The 22,225-nt window shown below is 68.9% G+C and carries 19 protein-coding genes; 9 read left to right on the top strand and 10 right to left on the bottom strand.

What is annotated here, in order from left to right:
- Positions 1–56: 56 nt before the first annotated feature.
- Positions 57–1,265 carry an MFS transporter gene (locus ABD363_RS06960; RefSeq protein WP_344600691.1) on the bottom strand — a complete coding sequence of 403 codons (1,209 nt, stop codon included), beginning with the start codon at positions 1,263–1,265 and terminating at the stop codon, positions 57–59.
- Between the two features lie 140 nt (positions 1,266–1,405).
- Between ABD363_RS06960 and ABD363_RS06955 the strand changes: the two genes are divergently transcribed.
- Positions 1,406–1,870, top strand: coding sequence for a MarR family winged helix-turn-helix transcriptional regulator (locus ABD363_RS06955; RefSeq protein ID WP_344600689.1), 465 nt, complete (start codon positions 1,406–1,408; stop codon positions 1,868–1,870).
- Positions 1,871–1,879: 9 nt separating this feature from the next.
- Positions 1,880–2,332 (top strand): GNAT family N-acetyltransferase, encoded by a 453-nt coding sequence (locus tag ABD363_RS06950; protein WP_344600687.1) that lies wholly within the window; start codon positions 1,880–1,882, stop codon positions 2,330–2,332.
- 56 nt (positions 2,333–2,388) lie between these two features.
- On the opposite strand, the gene ABD363_RS06945 is transcribed toward ABD363_RS06950, so the two are convergent.
- A complete protein-coding gene (locus tag ABD363_RS06945; protein WP_344600685.1) occupies positions 2,389–3,774 on the bottom strand; it encodes a serine hydrolase domain-containing protein in 1,386 nt (461 codons plus the stop codon).
- Positions 3,775–3,840: 66 nt separating this feature from the next.
- Positions 3,841–5,319 carry a replicative DNA helicase gene (gene dnaB / locus ABD363_RS06940; RefSeq protein ID WP_344600683.1) on the bottom strand — a complete coding sequence of 493 codons (1,479 nt, stop codon included), beginning with the start codon at positions 5,317–5,319 and terminating at the stop codon, positions 3,841–3,843.
- 458 nt (positions 5,320–5,777) lie between these two features.
- On the opposite strand from dnaB, the gene ABD363_RS06935 reads away from it, so the two are divergent.
- Positions 5,778–7,115 carry an MATE family efflux transporter gene (locus ABD363_RS06935; protein WP_344600681.1) on the top strand — a complete coding sequence of 446 codons (1,338 nt, stop codon included), beginning with the start codon at positions 5,778–5,780 and terminating at the stop codon, positions 7,113–7,115.
- Between the two features lie 218 nt (positions 7,116–7,333).
- Here the strand turns inward: ABD363_RS06935 and rplI are convergent, their stop codons facing one another.
- The 4 genes from rplI to rpsF all read right to left on the bottom strand — a co-directional run bounded on the left by rplI (position 7,334) and on the right by rpsF (position 9,047).
- A complete protein-coding gene (rplI, locus tag ABD363_RS06930; RefSeq protein ID WP_344600679.1) occupies positions 7,334–7,780 on the bottom strand; it encodes a 50S ribosomal protein L9 in 447 nt (148 codons plus the stop codon).
- An 18-nt stretch (positions 7,781–7,798) separates the two neighbouring features.
- A complete protein-coding gene (gene rpsR / locus ABD363_RS06925) occupies positions 7,799–8,035 on the bottom strand; it encodes a 30S ribosomal protein S18 (RefSeq protein WP_003949403.1) in 237 nt (78 codons plus the stop codon).
- 80 nt (positions 8,036–8,115) lie between these two features.
- Entirely contained in the window at positions 8,116–8,679 is a 564-nt protein-coding gene (locus tag ABD363_RS06920; protein ID WP_344600677.1) for a single-stranded DNA-binding protein, read from the bottom strand.
- Positions 8,680–8,756: 77 nt separating this feature from the next.
- Positions 8,757–9,047, bottom strand: a complete 291-nt coding sequence (gene rpsF / locus ABD363_RS06915; protein ID WP_014673750.1) for a 30S ribosomal protein S6 — start codon at positions 9,045–9,047, stop codon at positions 8,757–8,759.
- 294 nt (positions 9,048–9,341) lie between these two features.
- On the opposite strand from rpsF, the gene ABD363_RS06910 reads away from it, so the two are divergent.
- The 3 genes from ABD363_RS06910 to ABD363_RS06900 all read left to right on the top strand — a co-directional run bounded on the left by ABD363_RS06910 (position 9,342) and on the right by ABD363_RS06900 (position 12,088).
- The gene (locus ABD363_RS06910; protein ID WP_344600675.1) at positions 9,342–9,659 is read left to right on the top strand and encodes a hypothetical protein; all 318 of its coding nucleotides are present in this window, start codon (positions 9,342–9,344) and stop codon (positions 9,657–9,659) included.
- Between the two features lie 180 nt (positions 9,660–9,839).
- A complete protein-coding gene (femX, locus tag ABD363_RS06905) occupies positions 9,840–10,961 on the top strand; it encodes a peptidoglycan bridge formation glycyltransferase FemX (protein WP_344600673.1) in 1,122 nt (373 codons plus the stop codon).
- Positions 10,962–11,056: 95 nt separating this feature from the next.
- Complete coding sequence (locus tag ABD363_RS06900) at positions 11,057–12,088, top strand: alanine racemase (RefSeq protein WP_344600671.1); 1,032 nt, start codon at positions 11,057–11,059, stop codon at positions 12,086–12,088.
- Between the two features lie 197 nt (positions 12,089–12,285).
- Here ABD363_RS06900 and ABD363_RS06895 read toward each other — a convergent pair whose 3' ends face one another.
- Both ABD363_RS06895 and ABD363_RS06890 read right to left on the bottom strand, forming a co-directional pair.
- On the bottom strand, positions 12,286–13,788 hold the full coding sequence (locus ABD363_RS06895; protein WP_344600669.1) for a glycosyltransferase family 87 protein: 1,503 nt from the start codon (positions 13,786–13,788) through the stop codon (positions 12,286–12,288).
- A gap of 130 nt (positions 13,789–13,918) precedes the next feature.
- On the bottom strand, positions 13,919–16,606 hold the full coding sequence (locus ABD363_RS06890) for a transglycosylase domain-containing protein (RefSeq protein WP_344600667.1): 2,688 nt from the start codon (positions 16,604–16,606) through the stop codon (positions 13,919–13,921).
- A 386-nt stretch (positions 16,607–16,992) separates the two neighbouring features.
- On the opposite strand from ABD363_RS06890, the gene ABD363_RS06885 reads away from it, so the two are divergent.
- The 3 genes from ABD363_RS06885 to ABD363_RS06875 all read left to right on the top strand — a co-directional run bounded on the left by ABD363_RS06885 (position 16,993) and on the right by ABD363_RS06875 (position 20,163).
- Positions 16,993–17,670, top strand: coding sequence for a PadR family transcriptional regulator (locus tag ABD363_RS06885; protein ID WP_344600665.1), 678 nt, complete (start codon positions 16,993–16,995; stop codon positions 17,668–17,670).
- A gap of 45 nt (positions 17,671–17,715) precedes the next feature.
- On the top strand, positions 17,716–18,798 hold the full coding sequence (locus ABD363_RS06880) for an inositol-3-phosphate synthase (RefSeq protein ID WP_344600663.1): 1,083 nt from the start codon (positions 17,716–17,718) through the stop codon (positions 18,796–18,798).
- A 102-nt stretch (positions 18,799–18,900) separates the two neighbouring features.
- On the top strand, positions 18,901–20,163 hold the full coding sequence (locus ABD363_RS06875; protein WP_344600661.1) for an MFS transporter: 1,263 nt from the start codon (positions 18,901–18,903) through the stop codon (positions 20,161–20,163).
- Positions 20,164–20,662: 499 nt separating this feature from the next.
- Here ABD363_RS06875 and ABD363_RS06870 read toward each other — a convergent pair whose 3' ends face one another.
- Positions 20,663–22,108, bottom strand: a complete 1,446-nt coding sequence (locus tag ABD363_RS06870) for a CCA tRNA nucleotidyltransferase (RefSeq protein ID WP_344600659.1) — start codon at positions 22,106–22,108, stop codon at positions 20,663–20,665.
- Between the last annotated feature and the right edge of the window lie 117 nt (positions 22,109–22,225).

Below are 22,225 nucleotides of genomic sequence, written 5' to 3'. Positions count from 1 at the left end.
CGGATGCGGTCCTGCTCCAGCGGTGGCTGGGGTCCGGGTGGAAGACGGTCCCGGGCTCAGTGGTGGACCACGGTCCGCTGGTCGGCGGGCACGGAACCCGCGACGACCGCGCTGGGCGCGTTGTCGCGCCGTTCGAGAGCGGCCGAGAGGACGGCCAGGACCAGCGCGGCCGCGGCGAGGATGGCACCGACCCAGTTCGGGGCGGTGTAGCCGAGACCGGCGGCGATGACGAGGCCGCCGAGCCAGGCGGACAGCGCGTTGCCGAGGTTGAAGGCGCCGATGTTCACGGCCGAGGCCAGCGTCGGGGCACCGTGCGCCTGGTCGAGGACGCGCTTCTGCAGCGGCGGGACGGTGGCGAAGCCGAGGGCGCCGATCAGCGCGATGGACACGGCTGACGCGATCTTGTCGTGCGCGGTGACGGTGAAGAGCGCGAGCACGAGGGCGAGGGCGCCGAGGGAGATGTACAGCATGGGCATCAGGGCACGGTCGGCGAACCGGCCGCCGACGAGATTGCCGCCGACCATGCCGAGCCCGAAGAGGACCAGCAGCCAGGTGACCGAGCCGTCGGCGAAGCCGGCGACGTGGGTCATCATCGGCGCGATGTAGGTGATGGCCGCGAAGACACCACCGAAGCCGAGCACGGTCATCGCCATGGCCAGCAGGACCTGGACGTTCTTGAAGGCGGCCAGTTCGTGCCGCAGTCGCACGCCCTCCGGCTTGGGCATGTCGGGAACCAGTTTGGCGATGCCCGCCAGGCCGATGACGCCGAGGGCCGCGACGATACCGAAGGTGACGCGCCAGCCGACGGACTGTCCGACGAGCGTGCCCAGCGGCACACCGATGACATTGGCGACGGTCAGGCCGGTGAACATCATGGCGATCGCGCCGGCCTTCTTGTCCGGGGCGACCAGGTCGGCCGCGACGACCGAGCCGATGCCGAAGAACGCGCCGTGGGCGAGGGAGGCGACCACGCGGCCGATCAGCATGACGGCGAAGGCCGGAGCGAAGGCGGACAGCAGATTGCCCGCGATGAACAGGCCCATCAGCAGCATCAGCATCCGCTTGCGGGAGATCTTGGTGCCGAGCACGGTCATCAGCGGGGCACCGAACATGACGCCGAGGGCATAGCCGGTCACCAGGAAGCCGGCAGTGGGAATGGAGACCCCGAAGTCGCCCGCGACCTCGGGCAGCAAGCCCATGATCACGAACTCGGTCGTTCCGATCCCGAAGGCCCCGATCGCGAGGGCCAGAAGCGCGAGAGGCATAGGGGTACACCTTCCCAAACGGTTGCAGTAGCTCTTTTGCTGCGCCAACAATAGTTGCAGACGCGGGATACATGCAACCAGAGACTATTGCGCCCCTGCTCTATCCTGGTATCAGCTGCCCCGGGACGGAGGAAACGCCAATGACAGCGACGGACCCCGCGCTCACCGCCCTCGCCCAGGGCTGGTGCGCCCTCTCCCTGCTGCACGGGAGGATCGAGGCCCACATCGAGCGCGCCCTGCAGGCGAAGCACGACCTGAGCGTGCGCGAGTACTCCCTGCTGGACGTGCTCAGCCGCCAGCACGACGGCGACGGGGGCCATCTGCAGATGAAGCAGGTCGCCGACGCGGTCGTTCTCAGCCAGAGCGCCACGACACGCCTGGTCACCCGGCTCGAGGACCGGGGCCTGCTGGAGCGCTACCTGTGCCCCACCGACCGCCGCGGCATCTACACCAACGTCACCGAGACGGGCCTGAAGCTCCTGGCGGAGGCACGGCCCACCAACGACACCGCCCTGCGGGAAGCCCTCGACGAGGCCGCCAAGAATCCCGACCTGGCCCCGCTGGTCCGAGCCGTGGAGACGTTGAAGGCGCCGATGCCCGCGTAGGGTGCGGACATGGCCGATCTTGAGATACGCGCAGCCGTCGCCGACGATCTTCCCGCGATCGTCGGCATGCTCGCTGACGACCCCTTGGGCGCACAGCGCGAGTCACCGGACGACCTCACCCCGTACCTGGCCGCACTGGAGCGGATCAGCGCCGACCCGAACCAGCATCTGGTCGTCGCGGTCCGTGCCGGCCGCGTCGTCGGCACCCTCCAGCTCACGATCGTTCCCGGGCTGTCCCGGCGCGGCGCCACCAGATCGATCATCGAAGGGGTGCGGATTCACGCCGATGAGCGTGGCAGCGGCCTGGGAACACAGCTCATCCGGTGGGCGATCGACGAGTCCCGGCGTCACGAGTGCCAACTGGTCCAGCTGACCTCGGACAACACCCGCACCGACGCCCACCGCTTCTACGAACGGCTCGGTTTCACACCGTCGCACGTCGGCTTCAAACTCCCGCTGTGAGTATGCGTACGGGCCTTCGTTTCACGTGAAACGAAGGCCCGTACGCATACCGCTGCCTAACCGATACCGCGCCACCCCTCGGGATCGACCCCACCCGGTACAGGCGCTCCCTCGTCGTACGGCTGACGTGTGAACACGAACGACCCGAGGTCGAGATGGCTCACGGTCCCGTCCGGGTGCCGTACGGCCTGCAGCAGCTCTCCGGCGTAGTAGCCCTCCAGACCGGTCCAGGTGCCGTCGCCGTTCGCCCGGAAGCGCGAACGCCGGCCGTTCCCGGACAAGGGCTCCAGCGACAGGCCTCCGTCGGACGTCAGCCGCAGCCCGAACGCGTACGTCCCCCAGTACCACTGCCCGGCCAACTCCAGAACGGATGGATCGACTGCGGGCAGCGGTCGCCACGGCTCCGGAATCCGCGGCTCGGCCTCGGCGACGATGCGGACCAGATCGGCGCTCACCGCCGACACCGGAGGCCCCGAGGTGCAGTTGGCCAGCACCACCGCAGCCACATCGTCCGCCACGCTGATGGTGAGGCCGGCCAGAAAGCCCGGCAACGACCCGGAGTGCCCCACGAGCAGCCGCCCGTCCCGGTGCTGGATCTGCAGCCCGAGGCCGTAGGACACCCCGTCCGCGACATCCGTCGCCTCGACCGGCGCCGCGGGCGCCCTCATCTCCCGTACCGTCTCCACGCCGAGCACCCGGTCGTCGCCGTGCGTCAGGAAGACGGCGAACCGCGCCAGGTCGCCGGTCGTGGACCAGAGCTGGCCGGCGGAAGCCATCCGCCCCAGGTCCTCCGCCGGCTCGGGCAGCAGCACATCGGCCCACGGATGCACCGCCCAGCCGCCGGCGTGCGGCGCCTGCGGCCGCGGACTCGTACGGTCCAGGCCCAGGGGTTCCAGTACTTCCCGGCGCAGGACGTCCTCCCAGGGCGCGCCGCGCAGCCGCTCGACCAACGCCCCCAGCAGCGCATAGCCGGGATTCGAGTAATGGAAGCGGCGGCCCACCGGGTGCAGCCGAGGCTGCTTGCCCAGGACGTCGGCGAGTTCCGGGCGCAGGGCCCCCGGGGTCCGTTCCCACCACGGCGCGGGCGACTCGGCCGCCAGCCCTCCGGTGTGTGCGAGCAGTTCCGCGATGGTCGCCTCACCCACACCGGTGCCCGGCAGATGCTTCTCCAACGGGTCACCGAGGTCGAGCACCCCCTCGTCCCGGAGCCTCAGCACGAGAACGGCCGTGAAGGTCTTGGTGATCGAGCCGATCCGGTACTGCACGTTCTCGTCCGGTCCGTGTCCGTCCACCGAGGTACGGGCTCCCTGCCACACGGTCCGTCCGTCCCGTACGACCGCGGCGACCAGCGACGGCGCACGCCCCTCGGCCTGGGCGACGGCGATCCGGTGCAGCAGTGCGCGGCGGGTGCTCGGCAGCAGCTCTTCCTGAGGTGTCGTCATGATTCCAGTCCACCCGGCCGTGCGTCCCTCGTCGAGCCGTTTTCCCGCAGGCGGCGGTCCAGTCGCTCAGGTCTGCGCCATGTCCACGAACCGCGAGTAGTGCCCCTGGAAGGCGACCGTGATCGTCGCCGTCGGGCCGTTCCGGTGCTTGGCGACGATCAGGTCGGCCTCACCCGCGCGCGGCGACTCCTTCTCGTAGGCGTCCTCGCGGTGCAACAGGATGACCATGTCGGCGTCCTGTTCGATGGAGCCGGACTCACGCAGGTCGGAGACCATCGGCTTCTTGTCGGTGCGCTGCTCGGGGCCGCGGTTCAGCTGCGAGAGCGCGATGACCGGGATCTCCAGCTCCTTGGCGAGCAGCTTGAGGTTACGGGACATGTCCGAGACCTCTTGCTGGCGGCTCTCGGCGCGCTTGGAGCCGCCGGACTGCATCAGCTGGAGGTAGTCGATGACCACCAGTTTCAGGTCGTTGCGCTGCTTGAGCCGGCGGCACTTGGCGCGGATCTCCATCATCGACAGGTTCGGGGAGTCGTCGATGTAGAGCGGCGCGGCCGAGACGTCCGGCATCCGGCGGGCCAGGCGCGTCCAGTCCTCGTCGGTCATCGTGCCGGACCGCATGTGGTGCAGGGCGACCCGCGCCTCGGCGGACAGCAGACGCATCGCGATCTCGTTGCGCCCCATTTCGAGCGAGAAGATGACGCTCGGCAGATTGTGCTTGATCGCCGCCGCTCGCGCGAAGTCCAGCGCGAGCGTCGACTTGCCCATGGCGGGACGCGCGGCAATGACGATCATCTGGCCCGGGTGCAGACCGTTGGTGAGCGAGTCGAAGTCCGTGAAACCGGTGGGCACACCGGTCATCTCGCCGCTGCGCGAGCCGATCGCCTCGATCTCGTCGAGAGCGCCCTCCATGATGTCGCCGAGCGGCAGGTAGTCCTCGCTGGTGCGCTGCTCGGTGACCGCGTAGATCTCGGCCTGGGCGCGGTTGACGATCTCGTCGACGTCGTCGTCCGCCGCGTATCCCATCTGTGTGATGCGCGTGCCCGCCTCGACCAGGCGGCGCAGGATGGCACGCTCATGGACGATCTCGGCGTAGTACGCCGCGTTCGCCGCCGTCGGAACGGTCTGGACGAGCGTGTGCAGATACGCCGCGCCGCCGACTTTGTTGATCTCGCCGCGCTTGGTCAGCTCGGCGGCGATGGTGATGGGGTCGGCCGGCTCGCCCCTGGCGTACACGTCGAGGATCGCCTGGTAGATCGTCTCGTGGGCCGGCTTGTAGAAGTCGTGGCCCTTGAGGATCTCCACGACGTCGGCGATCGCGTCCTTGGACAGGAGCATGCCGCCGAGGACGGACTGTTCGGCCTCGATGTCCTGCGGCGGTACCCGCTCGAACGACGGGCCGGCGCCGTCCCACGCGCCGCTGTCCGGGCCCCGGTCGTGCTGTTCGTCACGGCTTCGGGTTCCGTTGCCGCGCCACCGGGAGGCGGGCAGACGATCACTGGGCCCGCTGTCGGCCCACGGCTCGTCCAAGGGCTCGGAAATGCTCACCGAGCCACCTCCTCCCGTCCGCCGAGCGGACCTCGCCGTGCCCTCTTTTCTACGGCACGGCACTGACAACCAAGAGGCCCAACTCCGCTTGCAGCACGTCGGTTTTGCGGTGGCTTCAGAGCCTGTGCAGGGAGCGGGCGCCGGACCACGGTAGGCCCGTCGGCACCGTCAGCCAATCTGGTTATCCACAGGCCGTGTGGACAACGGCCCAGATGCTGTGGAGAACCCCGTGAAACCTGTGCACAAGCCAGTGGACAGCCCTGTGAACAAGACCTCGATCTTTCCTGGACAACCACTCTGAGCTGCTGGTTTACCATCCACCGGCTGTGCAGAAGAAAAACTTTCCCAGTCGGCTCAAGATCACTGTGGACAACATGCGGAAGCATCCACAGCACGACAGACAGTAAGAGTCAAAAAGGCTTTGCACTTCTTACCTGTGGACGACTAGATTGGCGGCCATGAGACAGGCTCCCGCGCGCTCCCGGTCCGTACGTCGACAGCATGACCGAGAGATCGTCGCGCTGGCCGTCCCGGCCTTCGGCGCACTCGTCGCCGAGCCCCTCTTCGTTCTGGCCGACAGCGCGATCGTCGGCCATCTCGGCACCGCGCAGCTCGCCGGACTCGGCGTCGCCTCGGCCCTGCTGACAACAGCCGTCAGCATCTTCGTCTTCCTCGCCTACGCCACCACGGCGGCCGTCGCCCGGCGCGTCGGCGCGGGCGAGCTGCAAGCCGCCATCCGTCAAGGAATGGACGGCATCTGGCTCGCCCTCCTGCTCGGCGCCGCCGTCATCGCCGTCGTCCTCCCCACGGCGCCGGCCCTGGTGAGCCTCTTCGGCACCTCGGACACCGCGGCCCCCTACGCCACGACCTATCTGCGGATCTCCGCGCTCGGCATTCCGGCCATGCTCGTCGTGCTCGCCGCCACAGGCGTCCTGCGCGGGCTCCAGGACACGAAGACGCCGCTCTACGTCGCGGTGGCGGGCTTCATCGCCAACGCCGCCCTCAACGCCGGGCTCGTCTACGGCGCCGGTCTCGGCATCGCCGGTTCCGCCTGGGGCACGGTCATCGCCCAGTGCGGCATGGCCGCCGTCTATCTCGTGGTGGTGGTCCGCGGAGCACGCCGGCACGGTGCCTCTCTGCGGCCCGACGCCGCCGGGATCAGGGCCTCCGCCCAGGCCGGTGTGCCGCTGCTGGTCCGTACCCTCTCGCTCCGGGCGATCCTGATGATCGCAACGGCTGTCGCGGCCCGCCTCGGCGACGCCGACGTCGCCGCACACCAGATCATTCTGTCGCTGTGGAGTCTGCTCGCCTTCGCCCTCGATGCCATCGCCATCGCGGGGCAGGCCATCATCGGCCGCTGTCTGGGGGCGGGCGACGCACAAGGCGCGCGGGACGCCTGCCGCCGCATGGTGGAATGGGGCACAGCGGTCGGAGTCGTGCTCGGCGTCCTGGTCGTGGTGGCCCGTCCGGTCTTCCTGCCGCTCTTCACGAGCGACTCCCTGGTGAAGAACGCAGCCCTCCCCGCACTGATCGTGGTGGCACTCTCCCAGCCGATCTCCGGCGTCGTCTTCGTTCTGGACGGCGTCCTGATGGGCGCGGGCGACGGACCGTACCTCGCCTGGGCGATGCTGGTCACCCTGGCCGTCTTCACCCCCGTGGCGCTGCTCGTCCCGACGCTCGGCGGCGGACTCACCGCACTCTGGGCGGCCATGGCGCTGATGATGGCGGTGCGCCTGCTGACCCTGTGGCTGCGTACACGATCGGGCCGCTGGATCGTCACGGGTGCGACGCGCTGACCGTTCCACGTGAAACATGCATCCCTCCCCGACAGGAGGAGAAGCATCCGCGCGGAACAGGCGGCCCTCACGGGCCGTGCGGACCGGTACCCGGCACCCGCCCCACCGGCATCGCCCGTCCGGCGAGCACGCGAAAAGGGGCCGCACACCAGTGGGTGCGGCCCCTTCTCACAGCGGTTCCAGCCGGGTTCCCCCGGCTGTTCCAGCCGAGCGCTGCGTCAGGCGGCGACGACCTCGATGTTGACCTTGGCGGCAACCTCGGGGTGCAGACGCACGGACGTCTCGTGGGCGCCCAGGGTCTTGATCGGCGTGGCGACCTCGATGCGGCGCTTGTCGACCTCGGGGCCACCGGCGTCCTTGATCGCCGAGGCGATGTCGGCCGGGGTGACGGAACCGAAGAGACGACCGGCGTCGCCGGCGCGGACGGCCAGGCGGACCTTGACGCCCTCGAGCTGGGCCTTGATCTGGTTGGCCTGCTCGATGGTCTGGATCTCGTGGATCTTGCGAGCACGGCGGATCTGCTCGACGTCCTTCTCGCCGCCCTTGGTCCAGCGGATCGCGAACTTCCGCGGGATCAGGTAGTTGCGAGCGTAGCCGTCCTTGACCTCGACGACGTCGCCCGCAGCGCCGAGGCCGGAGACCTCGTGGGTGAGGATGATCTTCATGAGTCGGTCACCCTTCCCTTAGCGCGCGGTGGAGGTGTAGGGCAGCAGCGCCATCTCACGGCTGTTCTTCACGGCCGTGGCGACGTCACGCTGGTGCTGGGTGCAGTTGCCGGTCACGCGGCGGGCACGGATCTTGCCGCGGTCGGAAATGAACTTCCGCAGCATGTTCGTGTCCTTGTAGTCCACGTACGTGACCTTGTCCTTGCAGAACGCGCAGACCTTCTTCTTCGGCTTGCGCACAGGCGGCTTCGCCATGGTGTTTCTCCTGTGTGATCAAGAAGTTGGGGTGCGCCCCACTCCCGACCCGGCCGGACCCGAGGGCCCGGCTCGAGGGCCTAGAAGGGGGGCTCGTCCGAGTAGCCGCCACCGCCGCCGGAGCCGCCGCCCCAGCCGCCGCCCTGGTTGCCACCGGCGGGAGCGCCGGTCGCCCACGGGTCGTCGGCGGGGGCACCGCCCTGCTGGCCGCCGCCGGAGCCGCCGCCCCAGCCGCCGCCCTGGTTGCCGCCACCGCCGTAACCGCCCTGGCCACCGCGACCGGTGGTCTTGGTGACCTTGGCCGTGGCGTTGCGCAGGCTGGGGCCGACTTCCTCGACGTCCAGCTCGTAGACCGTGCGCTTGACGCCCTCACGGTCCTCGTAGGACCGCTGCTTCAGCCGGCCCTGCACGATGACGCGCATGCCTCGCTGGAGCGACTCGGCGACGTTCTCCGCCGCCTGGCGCCAGACCGAGCAGGTCAGGAAGAGGCTCTCGCCGTCCTTCCACTCATTGGTCTGGCGGTCGAAGGTGCGGGGGGTGGACGCGACACGGAACTTCGCGACGGCCGCACCGGACGGGGTGAAGCGCAGCTCGGGGTCGTCGACAAGATTGCCGATGACCGTGATGACGGTCTCGCCTGCCATGGGGGAACCTCTCGGCGGGTTTGCTGCTGGCTGCTGGTGGTGCTACTCGAGTCCCGGGATCAGCTGAGCGGGAGGGCTCAGTGGGTCTCGGGGCGGAGGACCTTGGTCCGGAGAACCGACTCGTTCAGGTTCATCTGGCGGTCGAGCTCCTTGACGACCGCAGGCTCGGCCTGCAGGTCGATGACCGAGTAGATGCCCTCGGGCTTCTTCTTGATCTCGTACGCGAGACGACGACGGCCCCAGGTGTCGACCTTCTCGACCTTTCCGCCACCGTCACGGACGACGGAAAGGAAGTTCTCGATCAGCGGGGAGACAGCGCGCTCCTCGAGATCGGGGTCGAGGATGACCATCACCTCGTAGTGACGCATGTGGAACCCACCTCCTCTGGACTCAACGGCCACGGTCGTTCCGTGGCAGGAGGGTTGTGATGCGTACGCAACGGTATCGGCCGCCACTGACAATCGGGGTCGGTCGGCGGTTTCCCCAGGTGGCCCGGAAGGGTTCCGGCCCTCTCCCGGCCACGCCCGGGCAGACACCGGTGCAGACGGTACAGAGTACCCGCACGGCGGCTTCCGGTTGAAATCCGGTCGCGAAGGCCGTCAATCTGTACGCATCGGGTGTGTACGGCGCTACGATGCGCCGCCTCTCGCAGGAGGTGCCCTATGGCACAGGCAATGCGGCCCAATGCCGCCGGCGGCCTTTTCGCCACGGACGGCAAACCCCACCCCCTCCAGGACACCCTGCTCGCGGTGACCCTGGTCCTGGGCATCACGGCGTTCGTCACGGCGCTGGTCGACGACGGCCTGCACCTGCTGAGCTCCTGGACCGGCCTGGTGGGCATCGTCACCGGCGCGTACGGCCAGTGGATCTCGGAGACGACCCGCGAACGCTTCGGCCTGATCCTGGGTCTGGGCGCCGCGGGGGTCGGCTTCTTCCTGGGCATGGCGCACGGCGGCCTCTTCGGTGGGCTCGTCGACTGACGCCACGGACACCGTCCCTCCCGCACCGTCCACAGCACCGCGCAACGCCCCGGCCACCGGCAGGCCGGGGCGTAAGGTGCCGTACGCCCAGTCGGGGCGCCCGCGAGGCGCAGTAGGCTTCGGCGCGAGAGCCGGAGCCCCTGTATCCATGGGGACACACCAGCCCGAGGAGCGCCCCGAATGAGCCTGACCCTGAGGACCATCAGTCGCGAGCAGCATCTGGCCTACATCCAGAGCCTGCCGTCGGCGAGCCACATGCAGGTCCCGGCCTGGGCGGACGTCAAGGCGGAATGGCGCTCGGAGAACCTCGGCTGGTTCGACGACCGGACCGGCGAGCTGGTCGGCGTGGGTCTGGTCCTCTACCGTCAGCTGCCCAAGATCAAGCGCTATCTCGCGTACCTGCCCGAGGGCCCGGTCATCAACTGGTTCGCGCCGAACCTCCAGGAGTGGATCGAGCCGATGCTGGCGCACCTCAAGCAGCAGGGCGCCTTCTCGGTCAAGATGGGCCCGCCGGTGATCATCCGGCGCTGGGAGGCCAACACCATCAAGAAGGGCATCCAGGACCCGGACGTGAAGCGTCTGCGCGACCTGGAGGCCGACTTCATCGAGCCCCGCGCCTTCGAGGTGGCCGACAAGCTGCGCCGCATGGGCTGGCAGCAGGGCGAGGACGGCGGCGCCGGCTTCGGCGACGTCCAGCCCCGCTACGTCTACCAGGTGCCGCTGGCCAACCGCTCCCTGGAAGAGGTCCACAAGAACTTCAACCAGCTGTGGCGCCGCAACATCAAGAAGGCCGAGAAGGCCGGCGTCGAGGTCGTCCAGGGCGGCTACCAGGACCTGGCGGAATGGCAGCGGCTGTACGAGATCACGGCGGTGCGCGACAAGTTCCGGCCCCGCCCGCTGTCGTACTTCCAGCGCATGTGGACGGCCCTCAACAGCGAGGACCCCAACCGCATGCGGCTGTACTTCGCCCGCCACAACGGCGTGAACCTGTCGGCGGCGACGATGCTGATCGTCGGCGGGCACGTCTGGTACTCCTACGGCGCCTCCGACAACATCGGCCGGGAGGTCCGCCCCTCGAACGCGATGCAGTGGCGGATGCTGCGCGACGCCTACGCGCTCGGCGCCACCGTCTACGACCTGCGCGGCATCTCCGACTCGCTGGACGAGACCGATCACCTCTTCGGCCTGATCCAGTTCAAGGTGGGCACGGGCGGCCAGGCCGCCGAGTACCTCGGCGAGTGGGACTTCCCGCTGAACAAGCTGCTCCACAAGGCGCTCGACATCTACATGTCGCGCCGCTGACGACGCCGTTCGTTCTCCCGCAGCGCCGTCCATCACCCCGACAGCTCCCACCCCTTTGACACACCGCAGCCACGAGAAAGGTTCCAGGTCCGGCCATGGCGCTCACGCTCTACGTCGACACCGCGCGCTGGCGGGCGCACCACAAGCACGTGCAGGAGCAGTTCCCGGGGCTCGTCCCGGTCTGCAAGGGCAACGGCTACGGCTTCGGGCACGAGCGGCTGGCGGAGGAGGCCACGCGACTGGGCGCGGACATCCTCGCCGTGGGCACCACGTACGAGGCCGCACGCATCAAGGACTTCTTCAGCGGTGACCTGCTGGTGCTGACGCCGTACCGGCGCGGCGAGGAGCCCGTGCCGCTGCCCGACCGGGTCGTCCGCTCGGTGTCGTCGGTCGACGGCGTGTACGGCCTCGTGGGCGCCCGCGTGGTCATCGAGGTGATGTCCTCGATGAAGCGGCACGGGATCAGCGAGCAGGACCTGCCGCAGTTGCACGCCGCCATAGAGAACGTCCGGCTGGAGGGCTTCGCCATCCATCTGCCGCTGGACCGCACCGACGGCTCCGACGCCGTCGAGGAGGTCATCGGCTGGATGGACCGGCTGCGCGCCGCCCGGCTGCCGCTGCACACGATGTTCGTCAGCCACCTCAAGGCCGAGGACCTGGCCCGGCTGCAGCAGCAGTTCCCGCAGACCCGCTTCCGCGCCCGCATCGGCACCCGGCTGTGGCTGGGCGACCACGAGGCCACCGAGTACCGCGGCTCGGTCCTGGACGTCACGCGCGTGGCCAAGGGCGAGCGCTTCGGCTACCGGCAGCAGAAGGCGGCCTCCGACGGTTTCCTGGTGGTCGTCGCGGGCGGCACCTCGCACGGGGTGGGCCTGGAGGCCCCCAAGGCCCTGCACGGCGTCATGCCGCGCGCCAAGGGCGTCGCCCGCGCGGGCCTCGCCACGGTCAACCGGAACCTCTCCCCGTTCGTCTGGGGCGGCAAGCAGCGCTGGTTCGCGGAGCCGCCGCACATGCAGGTCTCGATCCTGTTCGTGCCCGCGGACGCGCCGGAGCCGAAGGTCGGCGAGGAGCTGGTGGCCCACCTGCGGCACACCACCACGCAGTACGACCGGCTCGTCGACCGCTGACCGGGGGCGACACGACAAGGCCCGTACACGGTTCTCCCGTGTACGGGCCTTCCTCGTGCTCCCCCGGCCGGCGCCGTGCGCGGGATCCGACCGGCGGGGCGCCCCGGATCTGGCCGACGTGACACGCGCGATCCGGTCGTCGCGGCTCCCGTGCCCCGGTCGCCGCCACGGCCTTGGTCCGCCGGCCCGTCGTTCGCTCAGGGCGAACCGTCGTTCGCCCTCCGCGCACCCCGCTCGACCTTGGGCCCGTCGAAGTGGACCGCGTCCCGCTCGGAACGGGTGGCGGCCGCGCCCAGCACGAAGACGTCCTCCGCGCCGTCGAGCACACCCCCCGAGGGGTCGTCGTCGCCGGACCGGCGCACCACGTCCTGCTCCGGCATGAGGATGTCGCGGACCACCACGACGCACAGGTACAGCGTCCCCAGCAGGTGCACGCCGATCGCCCAGTGGTAGCCGTCGGTGGGCAGGCCCTTGTGGGCGTCACCGCTGGTCGTGTACGCCAGGTACATCCAGATGCCCAGGAAGTACGCCACCTCGCACGCCTGCCAGATCAGGAAGTCCCGCCACTTCGGGCGGGCCAGCGCGGCCAGCGGCACGAGCCACAGCACGTACTGCGGCGAGTACACCTTGTTGGTGAGGATGAACGCCGCGACGATCAGGAAGGCCAGTTGCGCGAAGCGCGGACGCCGGGGGGCGGTCAGCGTGAGTGCCGCGACGCCCGCGCAGCACAGCAGCATCAGCAGGGTGGCGAGCGTGTTGACGGTGTCGGTGCTGAGCGGGTCGGTGGAGTTCTGGGCCAGGATCAGCCAGAAGGAACCGAAGTCGACGCCCCGTTCCTGGCTGAAGGTGTAGAACTTCGACCAGCCCTCGAAGGCGAAGAGCATGACCGGCGCGTTCACCACGAGCCAGGCGACGACCGCGCCTCCGAGAGCCGTCCCGTACTCCCGCCACTTCCCGGCCCGCCAGCACAGCACCAGCAGGGGACCGAGCAGCAGGAAGGGATAGAGCTTGGCGGCCGTGGCGAGCCCCAGCAGCACGCCGAAGGCGAGGGAACGCCCCCGCGACCACATCAGCATCGCCGCAGCCGTCAGAGCGACCGCCAGCAGATCCCAGTTGATCGTCGCGGTCAGGGCGAAGGCGGGCGCCAGGGCGACCAGCAGACCGTCCCAGGGGCGCCGGGCGTGCGTGCGGGTCACACAGACGGCGATGACGGCCGTGCACACCATGAGCATCCCGGCGTTGACCATCCAGTACCACTGCTCCTGGTCCTGGATGCTTCCGCTGCCGGGTGTCAGCCAGGCGGCCACCTCCATGAACACGCCGGTCAGCACCGGGTACTCGAGGTACTGCATGTCACCGGGAAGCCGGTCGAAATAGGGCACCAGCCCGTCGGCGAAACCGCGTCCCTGGTAGAGGTGGGGGATGTCCGAGTAGCAGGCGTGCGTGTACTGCGAGCTGGCGCCGAAGAACCAGGCGCCGTTGTAGCAGGGCGCCTTCTGGACCAGGCCGAGGGCGAACACGCCGATCGCCACGAGCGCGACCACCCGCACGGGCGTCCACCAGGACGTTCCGAGCAGGGCGTGCCGACCGAGAGGGCCGCCGATCAGCTCACTGCCGCGTGCGGCGACCTCGTCCTCCTGGGTCGGCCGCACCGGCTCCGGCTCATGTGCGCTCGCTTGCGTCGATTCTGCGCTGGGCATGCCGCCATCCTGCCGTACGAGCCTGGCAATACGCCGAGGGCCGCCGCACCTGCGTGGGTGCGGCGGCCCTCGTTTCACGTGAAACATGCGCATGTTTCACGTGAAACGCCCGTACTGGGCAATGCGGCGGTTAATCGGCCGGGCCTCCGAAGAGGCCGCCTCCGTTCTCGTTTCCTCTGTTGTTGCCTTCCTCTTCCGTCGATGTGGCCGTCGGTGTCGAGGTCTCCTCGTCGCCCGTGCCGCCGTTCTCCTGCCCGTCGTCCTCGTCGTCGCACCGGAAACCGAGGCAGGGGGACTCGCTCACCGACGGCGACGGGGTGGCCTCCTCCGTCTCGCTGACCGTCGGGCTCGGCGTCGGAGTGGGCTTCTCCTCGGTCTCGGTCGGCATGGGCGTGGGCGTCGGGCTCGGGACGTCGTTGACGATCTCACCGATGGGCTCGGGGGTCGGGAACTTCTTCGCCGGCTCGCCCTTCAGCGCCTGCTCCATGTAGTCGTGCCAGATCTCGGCCGGGAACGAGGCGCCGTGGATCGACTCCTGGCCGCCCGTTCCGTACATCTCCAGGAACGTGCGGTTCTTCATGGTCTCGTCGTCGGGGTACCGGAACATGCTGATCGCCGTCGACAGCTGCGGCGTGTACCCGACGAACCAGGCGGACTTGTTGCCGTCGGTGGTACCGGTCTTGCCGGCCACCTCACGACCGGGCAGCTGGGCGTTGGTACCCGTGCCGTCCTCGACCACGGTCTTCAGGACGTCGGTGACGTTGTCGGCGACCTTCGCCTCGAATGCCTGCTCGGTCTGCGTCTTGTGCGTGTAGACCGTCCCGTCCTGGCTGGTGACCTTCTGGACGGAGTACGGATCGCGCTGCTTGCCGCTGGCCGCGAAGGTGGCGTAGGAACCGGCCATCCGGATCGCGCTGGGGTCGGAGATGCCGATCGAGAAGGACGGGTAGTTGGTGCCGGTCAGGCTGCTCTCCAGCAGACCCGCGTCGACCGCGGCTTCCTTCACCTTGTCCAGTCCGACGTCCATGCCCAGCTGCACGAAGGCGGAGTTCACCGAGAACTGCATGGCCTCACGGAGGTCGATCTTGTAGTCCGGCGGAGTGCCGCGCGATTCGTCACCGTCGTTGGTCTGCAGCCACTCCTTGCCCTCCTCGTTGTGCCAGACCGTCCCGTCGTACTCCTTGATCTTGAGCTTGTTCTTGCCGCTGTACAGGCTCTTCGGGGAGACGACGGTGCGCTCGTCCAGCCCCTGGGTCGGTCCCAGATCCGGGTTGCGCACGCCCCACTTCATGGCCGCCGCGAGCACGAACGGCTTGAAGGTCGAACCCACCTGGGCGCCGGTGACGTCGGCGTTGTTGGTGAAGTGCTTCGTCGCGTCCTCACCGCCGTAGATGGCCTTGATGGCGCCGGTCGCCGGATCCACCGAGGCACCGCCGAACTGGACGTGGGTGTCCTCCTGCGGGCGTTCCTCGGGTTTGATGTTCGCCTTCTGGACCTTCTGGACCGCCTTTTCCAGCTCCGCGACCTTCTTCTTGTCGAAGGTCGTGTAGATCGAGTAGCCGCCCTGCTGCAGCTTCTCCTGGGTGATCCCGGTCTTCTCGCTGTTGTTGACCAGGTAGGCGTTGGCGAGGTCGACGAGGTAACCGATCTGACCGCTCAGCTGGGTGTTCGACCGCGGGTTCTGCCACTTGGGCAGCGTGGTGTACTTGGCCCGCTCCGCGGCGCTCAGGTGGCCGTACTCGACCATCTTGTCGAGTGTGTCCTGCATCTGCCTCAGGGCCCGCTTCGCGTTGTCCTCCGGACTGGCCGCCGGGTCGATGGACTGCGCGCCCGCCGGGTCGTAGTACGTGGCGCCCTTGAGCATCGCCGACAGGAAGGCGCACTCACCGGGGTTCAGGTCGATCGCGTCCTTGTTGAAGTACGCGCGTGCGGCCGCCTGGATGCCGTAGGCCCCGCGGCCGTAGTACGCGGAATTCAGATAGCCGGAGAGGATGTCCTTCTTGTCGACGGTGGTGCCCACCTTGATCGCGACGAAGATCTCCTTGAACTTCCGCGAGATCGTCTGCGACTGGTCCTCCAGCATCGCGTTCTTCACGTACTGCTGGGTGATCGTGGAACCGCCCTGCGTCTGACCGCCCCTGGCCATGTTGAACAGGGCGCGGGCGATGCCCCTCGGGTCGATGCCGTTGTCGCTGTAGAAGCTCTTGTTCTCCTGCGAGATGACCGCCCACTGCATCGCTTCGGGGATCTGCGAGAGGTTGATGTTCTGCCGGTTCCGCTCGCCGCCCGTGGCGACCATCTGGGTGTTGTCGGACCAGTAGTAGACGTTGTTCTGCGCCGTCGCCGTCTTGGCGACGTCCGGAACGCCCACCATGGCGTACCCGATGCCCGCCACGGCCACCAGGCTCCCGAAGAACCCGATGCACAGTCCGGAGACCAGCTTCCAGGACGGCACCCAGCGCTGCCACCCGTACTTGCCGGCTCGTGGGTAGTCGATGAACCGCTTCCGGTCGGAAACGGCGGCGCGCCCCCTGCCGCGCCCGGGCCCGGTCGGACCGCCCGGAGCGGCGCGCCGCCCCCCGCGGCCCGCATCGGCCGCTCTGCGACGCCCGCCCCCGCTTCTCTGGGCCGCGCGCCGGGCTTCGGCACGCCCGCCGTACGGGCGCTCCTCACCTCCCGGCCCGTAGGAACCGGATGCAGACTCGGTGGCGCCTCGCGGTGCCGCACGGCGGCCGGAGGACGAGCCGGTCTGGCCGCGTCGGGCCGCGGCACGTCCGCCTCCCTGCGGCTGCGGCGGTTTGCGACGGTGCTCGCTCATCGAACGACTACTCCTCGGGCAGGCGCACCCTTGCGCGCCTGGAAACGGCGGCTGGTTTCCGGTCCCCCCGAAGTACGGATGTGGCCGTTTTCGCATTCACCCGTACTGCACCAGGGACGGAGACGTCCCCGGGCGTCACTCGGTTCCCGGTGGTGTGCATGGCGCACAGACTACGCACCGTCAAAACCTGTTGAGTCCCGGAGTTCACCCCATTTCAGGCAACTTGCCTCCCATGAATCGCTGATGTGATCCCGTTCACGTTCCCCCCTCTTGTCGCACCCGGAGCGCCGTTCTATCGTCGTGATGTATCGAGTCGATACATCAGCGCGGCATAAAGACCCCGCCAGAGCCCGTCACGGCATGTCCGCGGCAGAGAGGAGGCGACGATGAGCCGGCGTTCCGGGATCCTCGAGTTCGCCGTACTCGGTCTGCTCCGCGAATCTCCGATGCACGGCTATGAGCTGCGCAAACGACTCAACACGTCACTGGGTGTGTTCCGCGCCTTCAGCTACGGGACGCTGTATCCCTGCCTGAAGACGCTGGTCGCCAACGGCTGGTTGATCGAGGAGCCGGGGAACACCGCCGAGGCCACCGCCCCCCTCACCGGACGTCGCGCCAAGATCGTCTACCGGCTGACGGCGGAAGGTAAGGAGCACTTCGAGCAGCTGCTGTCGCAGACGGGGCCCGACGCGTACGAGGACGAGCACTTCGCCGCCCGGTTCGCCTTCTTCGGGCAGACGTCGCGCGACGTCCGCATGCGCGTGCTCGAAGGCCGCCGCAGCCGGCTGGAGGAGCGCCTGGAGAAGATGCGCGCCTCCCTGGCCCGCACCCGGGAGCGTCTCGACGACTACACGCTTGAGCTCCAGCGCCACGGAATGGAGTCCGTGGAGCGCGAAGTGCGCTGGCTGAACGAGCTCATCGAGAGCGAGCGGGCCGGGCGGGACCTTCGGGGCTCCGCCACCGAGGGGCCCGCTCAGCAGGACACCACATCTGGAGCGCCGGGCGGCCTGCCCCGGTCCGGGGACGAGCCCCGGCCGGATACGCCCGACGACACCGCCACGTGAGGGCCGCCGAAGGACCTCACTCGTACACACAGGGAGCAACCGCCAATGGGTTCGGTTCGCGTAGCCATCGTCGGTGTGGGCAACTGCGCCGCATCGCTGGTGCAGGGCGTCGAGTACTACAAGGACGCCGACCCGGCGTCCAAGGTTCCGGGCCTGATGCACGTCCAGTTCGGCGACTATCACATCCGTGACATCGAGTTCGTCGCCGCCTTCGACGTGGACGCCAAGAAGGTCGGCCTCGACCTCGCGGACGCCATCGGCGCCTCGGAGAACAACACCATCAAGATCTGCGACGTCCCCCGCACCGGTGTGACGGTGCAGCGCGGCCACACCCTCGACGGTCTCGGCAAGTACTACCGCGAGACCATCGAGGAGTCCGCCGAGGAGCCGGCCGACGTCGTCCAGGTCCTCAAGGACAAGCAGGTCGACGTCCTCGTCTGCTACCTGCCGGTCGGCTCCGAGGACGCGGCGAAGTTCTACGCCCAGTGCGCCATCGACGCGCGTGTCGCCTTCGTCAACGCCCTCCCGGTCTTCATCGCCGGCACCAAGGAGTGGGCGGACAAGTTCACCGAGGCGGGCGTCCCGATCGTCGGCGACGACATCAAGTCCCAGGTCGGCGCGACCATCACGCACCGCGTCATGGCGAAGCTGTTCGAGGACCGCGGCGTCATTCTGGACCGCACGATGCAGCTGAACGTCGGCGGCAACATGGACTTCAAGAACATGCTCGAGCGGGACCGCCTCGAGTCGAAGAAGATCTCCAAGACGCAGGCCGTCACCTCCCAGATCCCCGACCGGGACCTCGGCGAGAAGAACGTCCACATCGGCCCGTCCGACTACGTCGCCTGGCTCGACGACCGCAAGTGGGCGTACGTCCGCCTGGAGGGCCGCGCGTTCGGCGACGTGCCGCTGAACCTGGAGTACAAGCTGGAGGTCTGGGACTCCCCGAACTCCGCCGGCGTCATCATCGACGCCCTGCGCGCCGCGAAGATCGCCAAGGACCGCGGCATCGGCGGCCCGGTCCTGTCCGCTTCCTCGTACTTCATGAAGTCCCCGCCGGTCCAGTACTTCGACGACGAGGCCCGCGAGAACGTCGAGAAGTTCATCCGCGGCGAGGTCGAGCGCTAGCAGGACAAGGCGCCACACGCTAACCAGACGCCTTTTGCGGGCAGTTGAGGGTCTCCGGGTCGCACGGCCCGGAGACCCTCCCCGTATGTGAGGCTGTGCCCCATGGCCGTCGTCCGTGACCTGCGCGTCCTGCTGCGCCTGAAGGGCTTCCGTCGCCTGCTCGCCGTGCGCCTGCTCTCCCAGGGCGCCGACGGCGTGTACCAGGTCGCGCTCGCCGCCTACGTCGTCTTCTCGCCGGAGAAACAGGCCTCGGCCGCCGCGATCGCCTCCGCGATGGCGGTGCTGCTGCTCCCGTACTCCCTGGTGGGTCCTTTCGCCGGTGTCCTGCTGGACCGCTGGCGCCGTCGCCAGGTGTTCCTCTACGGCAATCTGCTGCGCGCCCTGATGGCGTCGGCGACAGCCGTCCTGATCGTCGCCCAGGTCCCGGACTGGCTCTTCTACGTCTCCGCCCTGTGTGTCACCGCCGTCAACCGCTTCGTGCTCGCGGGCCTGTCCGCAGCGCTGCCGCGCGTGGTCGACGCCGAGCGCCTCGTGATCGCCAACTCCCTCTCCCCGACCGCCGGAACGCTCGCCGCGACCGCGGGCGGAGGCCTCGCCTTCGTCGTACGCCTGGTGGTCGTGGACTCGGACGCCGCCGTGGTGCTGCTGGGGGCGTGCCTGTACCTGTGCGGGGCGTTGGCCTCCCTGAGCATGGCGGTGGACCTGCTCGGGCCCGACCGGGCGCTGGTGCGGCCGCGGCTGACGACGGCGCTCACCGGCACCGCCCGCGATCTGGTGGCCGGTGTCCGGCACCTCGTCGCACCGCCGCGCCGGGAGGCGGCCTGGGCACTGACCGCGATGTCGCTGATGCGGTTCTGCTACGGCGCCCTGCTCGTCATGCTGCTGATGCTGTGCCGGTACGCCCTGACCTCCTCCACCGACGAGGGGCTCGCCCTGCTGGGGCTGGCCCTGGGAGTGTCCGGCGCCGGCTTCTTCGTGGCGGCGGTGGTGACGCCCTGGGCGGCGGGGCGGCTGGGGCCCGGCCGCTGGATCGTCGTGTGCGCAGCGGCCGCCGCCGCACTGGAGCCGGCGTTCGGGCTGTCGTTCGCCACCGTGCCACTGCTGGCCGCGGCGTTCGTCCTGGGACTGACGACCCAGGGCGCGAAGATCGCCACGGACACGGTCGTGCAGTCCTCGGTGGACGACGCCTTCCGCGGCCGGATCTTCTCCGTCTACGACGTGCTGTTCAACGTCGCCTTCGTCGGTGCCGCCGCGGTCGCCGCCCTGATACTGCCGCCGGACGGTCGTTCGGTGTCTTTGGTGGTCATGATCGCCGTCATCTACGGGGCAGTGGCTGCCGCCATGTTCCGTTTCGAACGCCGATGAGCGTCACACCGGTGCCGCGGAAGTCATCCTTCGGCTGCACACCTGTCAGTGGGATCCGACAGCTCACGGGCGCCTCACTCGCGCCGTGATCGCGCGTCGGGGCCGTGTCACGCGCCCGCTGTTTCCCGCCTCCGCCGGGGCCGGCTCCGCCCCAGGCCCGGACAGGACCTGTTCCCTCGGCCGGCGGCCTCACGCCAGACCTCGTACCCGCCCCAGAGGGCTTCCCCAGCGGCCCGGCGTTCCCCGCAAGGCGCCTCTCGCTTCGGTCTCTCCGCAGCGAAACGGCCGCAAGCTCAGTCTCAGGACGATCGAGAACACCGTCGCCCAAAAACTTCTCCCCGCCTCTCTGCCGGGAGTGGTGACGGCAAGGCTGTCCCGACCTGTCCGAAGGGCAAGGAAGGCAGAAGCTTCGAGGGGCGGTGTTTCACGTGAAACACCGCCCCTCGGCACGCCCGGCGGGGTGATGTTTCACGTGAAACACCGGCCCCGCCCCACGGCCTCAGTCCTGCTGCTCGGCCCACCATTCCTTGAGGGCCGCCACCGCCGCGTCATGCTCCATGGGCCCGTTCTCCAGGCGGAGCTCCAGCATGTGCTTGTACGCGCGTCCCACGATCGGACCGGGACGGACACCGAGAATCCCCATGATCTGGTTGCCGTCGAGGTCGGGACGGATCGCGTCCAGCTCCTCCTGCTCCTGCAGCTGCGCGATCCGCTCCTCCAGACCGTCGTACGCGCGGGAGAGCGCGGCCGCCTTGCGCTTGTTGCGGGTCGTGCAGTCGGAGCGGGTCAGCTTGTGCAGGCGGTCGAGCAGCGGTCCCGCGTCCCGCACATAACGACGGACGGCCGAGTCCGTCCACTCACCGGTTCCGTACCCGTGGAAACGCAGATGGAGCTCGACCAGACGCGAGACGTCCTTCACCAGCTCGTTGGAGTACTTGAGCGCCGTCATGCGCTTCTTGGTCATCTTCGCCCCGACCACCTCGTGGTGGTGGAACGAGACCCGGCCGTCCTTCTCGAAGCGCCGCGTGCGCGGCTTGCCGATGTCGTGCAGCAGCGCGGCAAGGCGAAGGGTCAGGTCGGGACCGTTCTCCTCCAGCGCCATCGCCTGCTCCAGGACGATCAGCGTGTGCTCGTAGACGTCCTTGTGCCGGTGGTGCTCGTCGCTCTCCAGGCGCAGCGCCGGCAGCTCGGGCAGCACATGGCCGGCGAGGCCGGTGTCGACCAGCAGTGTCAGCCCCTTGCGCGGGTGGGCGGAGAGGATCAGCTTGTTCAGCTCGTCCCGCACCCGCTCGGCCGAGACGATCTCGATCCGTCCGGCCATCTCCTTCATGGCCGTGACGACCTCGGAAGCCACCTCGAAGTCGAGCTGCGCCGCGAACCGCGCGGCCCGCATCATGCGCAACGGATCGTCCGAGAAGGACTCCTCGGGGGTGCCCGGGGTGCGCAGCACACGTGCCGCGAGGTCGTCGAGTCCGCCGTGCGGGTCGATGAACTCCTTCTCCGGAAGTGCGACGGCCATCGCGTTCACGGTGAAGTCACGCCGAACGAGATCCTCCTCGATGGAGTCGCCGTACGACACCTCGGGCTTGCGCGAAGTGCGGTCGTAGGCCTCCGACCGGTAGGTGGTGATCTCGATCTGATAACCGTGCTTCTGCGCCCCGACCGTGCCGAAGGCGATCCCGACCTCCCAGACGGCGTCCGCCCACGGTCGCACGATCTTGAGAACGTCCTGCGGACGGGCATCGGTCGTGAAGTCCAGGTCATTGCCGAGCCGGCCGAGCAGCGCGTCCCGGACCGAGCCACCGACCAGGGCGAGTGAGAACCCGGCCTCCTGGAAACGGCGGGCGAGGTCGTCGGCGACCGGGGCGACCCGTAGCAGCTCGCTCACCGCGCGGTGCTGCGCCTGGCTCAGGGCACTGTGGTTGTCTTCGTTGGCGTTCGGCACAACAGAAGAGGGTACGTGGCCCGGGCAGCGGCAGGCGTCTCCATCGAGCAGGCACCGACGTCTCCGCCGATACGTGCACAAGGGATGCCTTCGAGGCGTACGGAGACGCTCCTCTTC

The sequence above is a fragment of the Streptomyces glaucus genome (genome assembly GCF_039533365.1).
GTDB lineage: Bacteria > Actinomycetota > Actinomycetes > Streptomycetales > Streptomycetaceae > Streptomyces > Streptomyces glaucus.
Note: the sequence above shows the minus strand (reverse complement) of the source record. Positions and strands in the feature narration are given on the sequence as shown.

What these genes read in the sequence shown, in the direction of transcription:
- ABD363_RS06955 (WP_344600689.1), top strand. Translation starts at nt 1,406, where the DNA reads ATGACAGCGACGGACCCCGCGCTCACCGCCCTCGCCCAGGGCTGGTGC.
- ABD363_RS06885 (WP_344600665.1), top strand. Translation starts at nt 16,993, where the DNA reads ATGAGCCGGCGTTCCGGGATCCTCGAGTTCGCCGTACTCGGTCTGCTC.
- ABD363_RS06935 (WP_344600681.1), top strand. Translation starts at nt 5,778, where the DNA reads ATGAGACAGGCTCCCGCGCGCTCCCGGTCCGTACGTCGACAGCATGAC.
- femX (WP_344600673.1), top strand. Translation starts at nt 9,840, where the DNA reads ATGAGCCTGACCCTGAGGACCATCAGTCGCGAGCAGCATCTGGCCTAC.
- rpsR (WP_003949403.1), bottom strand. Translation starts at nt 8,035, where the DNA reads ATGGCGAAGCCGCCTGTGCGCAAGCCGAAGAAGAAGGTCTGCGCGTTC.
- ABD363_RS06920 (WP_344600677.1), bottom strand. Translation starts at nt 8,679, where the DNA reads ATGGCAGGCGAGACCGTCATCACGGTCATCGGCAATCTTGTCGACGAC.
- ABD363_RS06880 (WP_344600663.1), top strand. Translation starts at nt 17,716, where the DNA reads ATGGGTTCGGTTCGCGTAGCCATCGTCGGTGTGGGCAACTGCGCCGCA.
- ABD363_RS06895 (WP_344600669.1), bottom strand. Translation starts at nt 13,788, where the DNA reads ATGCCCAGCGCAGAATCGACGCAAGCGAGCGCACATGAGCCGGAGCCG.
- ABD363_RS06890 (WP_344600667.1), bottom strand. Translation starts at nt 16,606, where the DNA reads ATGAGCGAGCACCGTCGCAAACCGCCGCAGCCGCAGGGAGGCGGACGT.
- ABD363_RS06875 (WP_344600661.1), top strand. Translation starts at nt 18,901, where the DNA reads ATGGCCGTCGTCCGTGACCTGCGCGTCCTGCTGCGCCTGAAGGGCTTC.
- rpsF (WP_014673750.1), bottom strand. Translation starts at nt 9,047, where the DNA reads ATGCGTCACTACGAGGTGATGGTCATCCTCGACCCCGATCTCGAGGAG.
- ABD363_RS06950 (WP_344600687.1), top strand. Translation starts at nt 1,880, where the DNA reads ATGGCCGATCTTGAGATACGCGCAGCCGTCGCCGACGATCTTCCCGCG.
- ABD363_RS06960 (WP_344600691.1), bottom strand. Translation starts at nt 1,265, where the DNA reads ATGCCTCTCGCGCTTCTGGCCCTCGCGATCGGGGCCTTCGGGATCGGA.
- ABD363_RS06910 (WP_344600675.1), top strand. Translation starts at nt 9,342, where the DNA reads ATGGCACAGGCAATGCGGCCCAATGCCGCCGGCGGCCTTTTCGCCACG.
- rplI (WP_344600679.1), bottom strand. Translation starts at nt 7,780, where the DNA reads ATGAAGATCATCCTCACCCACGAGGTCTCCGGCCTCGGCGCTGCGGGC.
- ABD363_RS06900 (WP_344600671.1), top strand. Translation starts at nt 11,057, where the DNA reads ATGGCGCTCACGCTCTACGTCGACACCGCGCGCTGGCGGGCGCACCAC.
- ABD363_RS06945 (WP_344600685.1), bottom strand. Translation starts at nt 3,774, where the DNA reads ATGACGACACCTCAGGAAGAGCTGCTGCCGAGCACCCGCCGCGCACTG.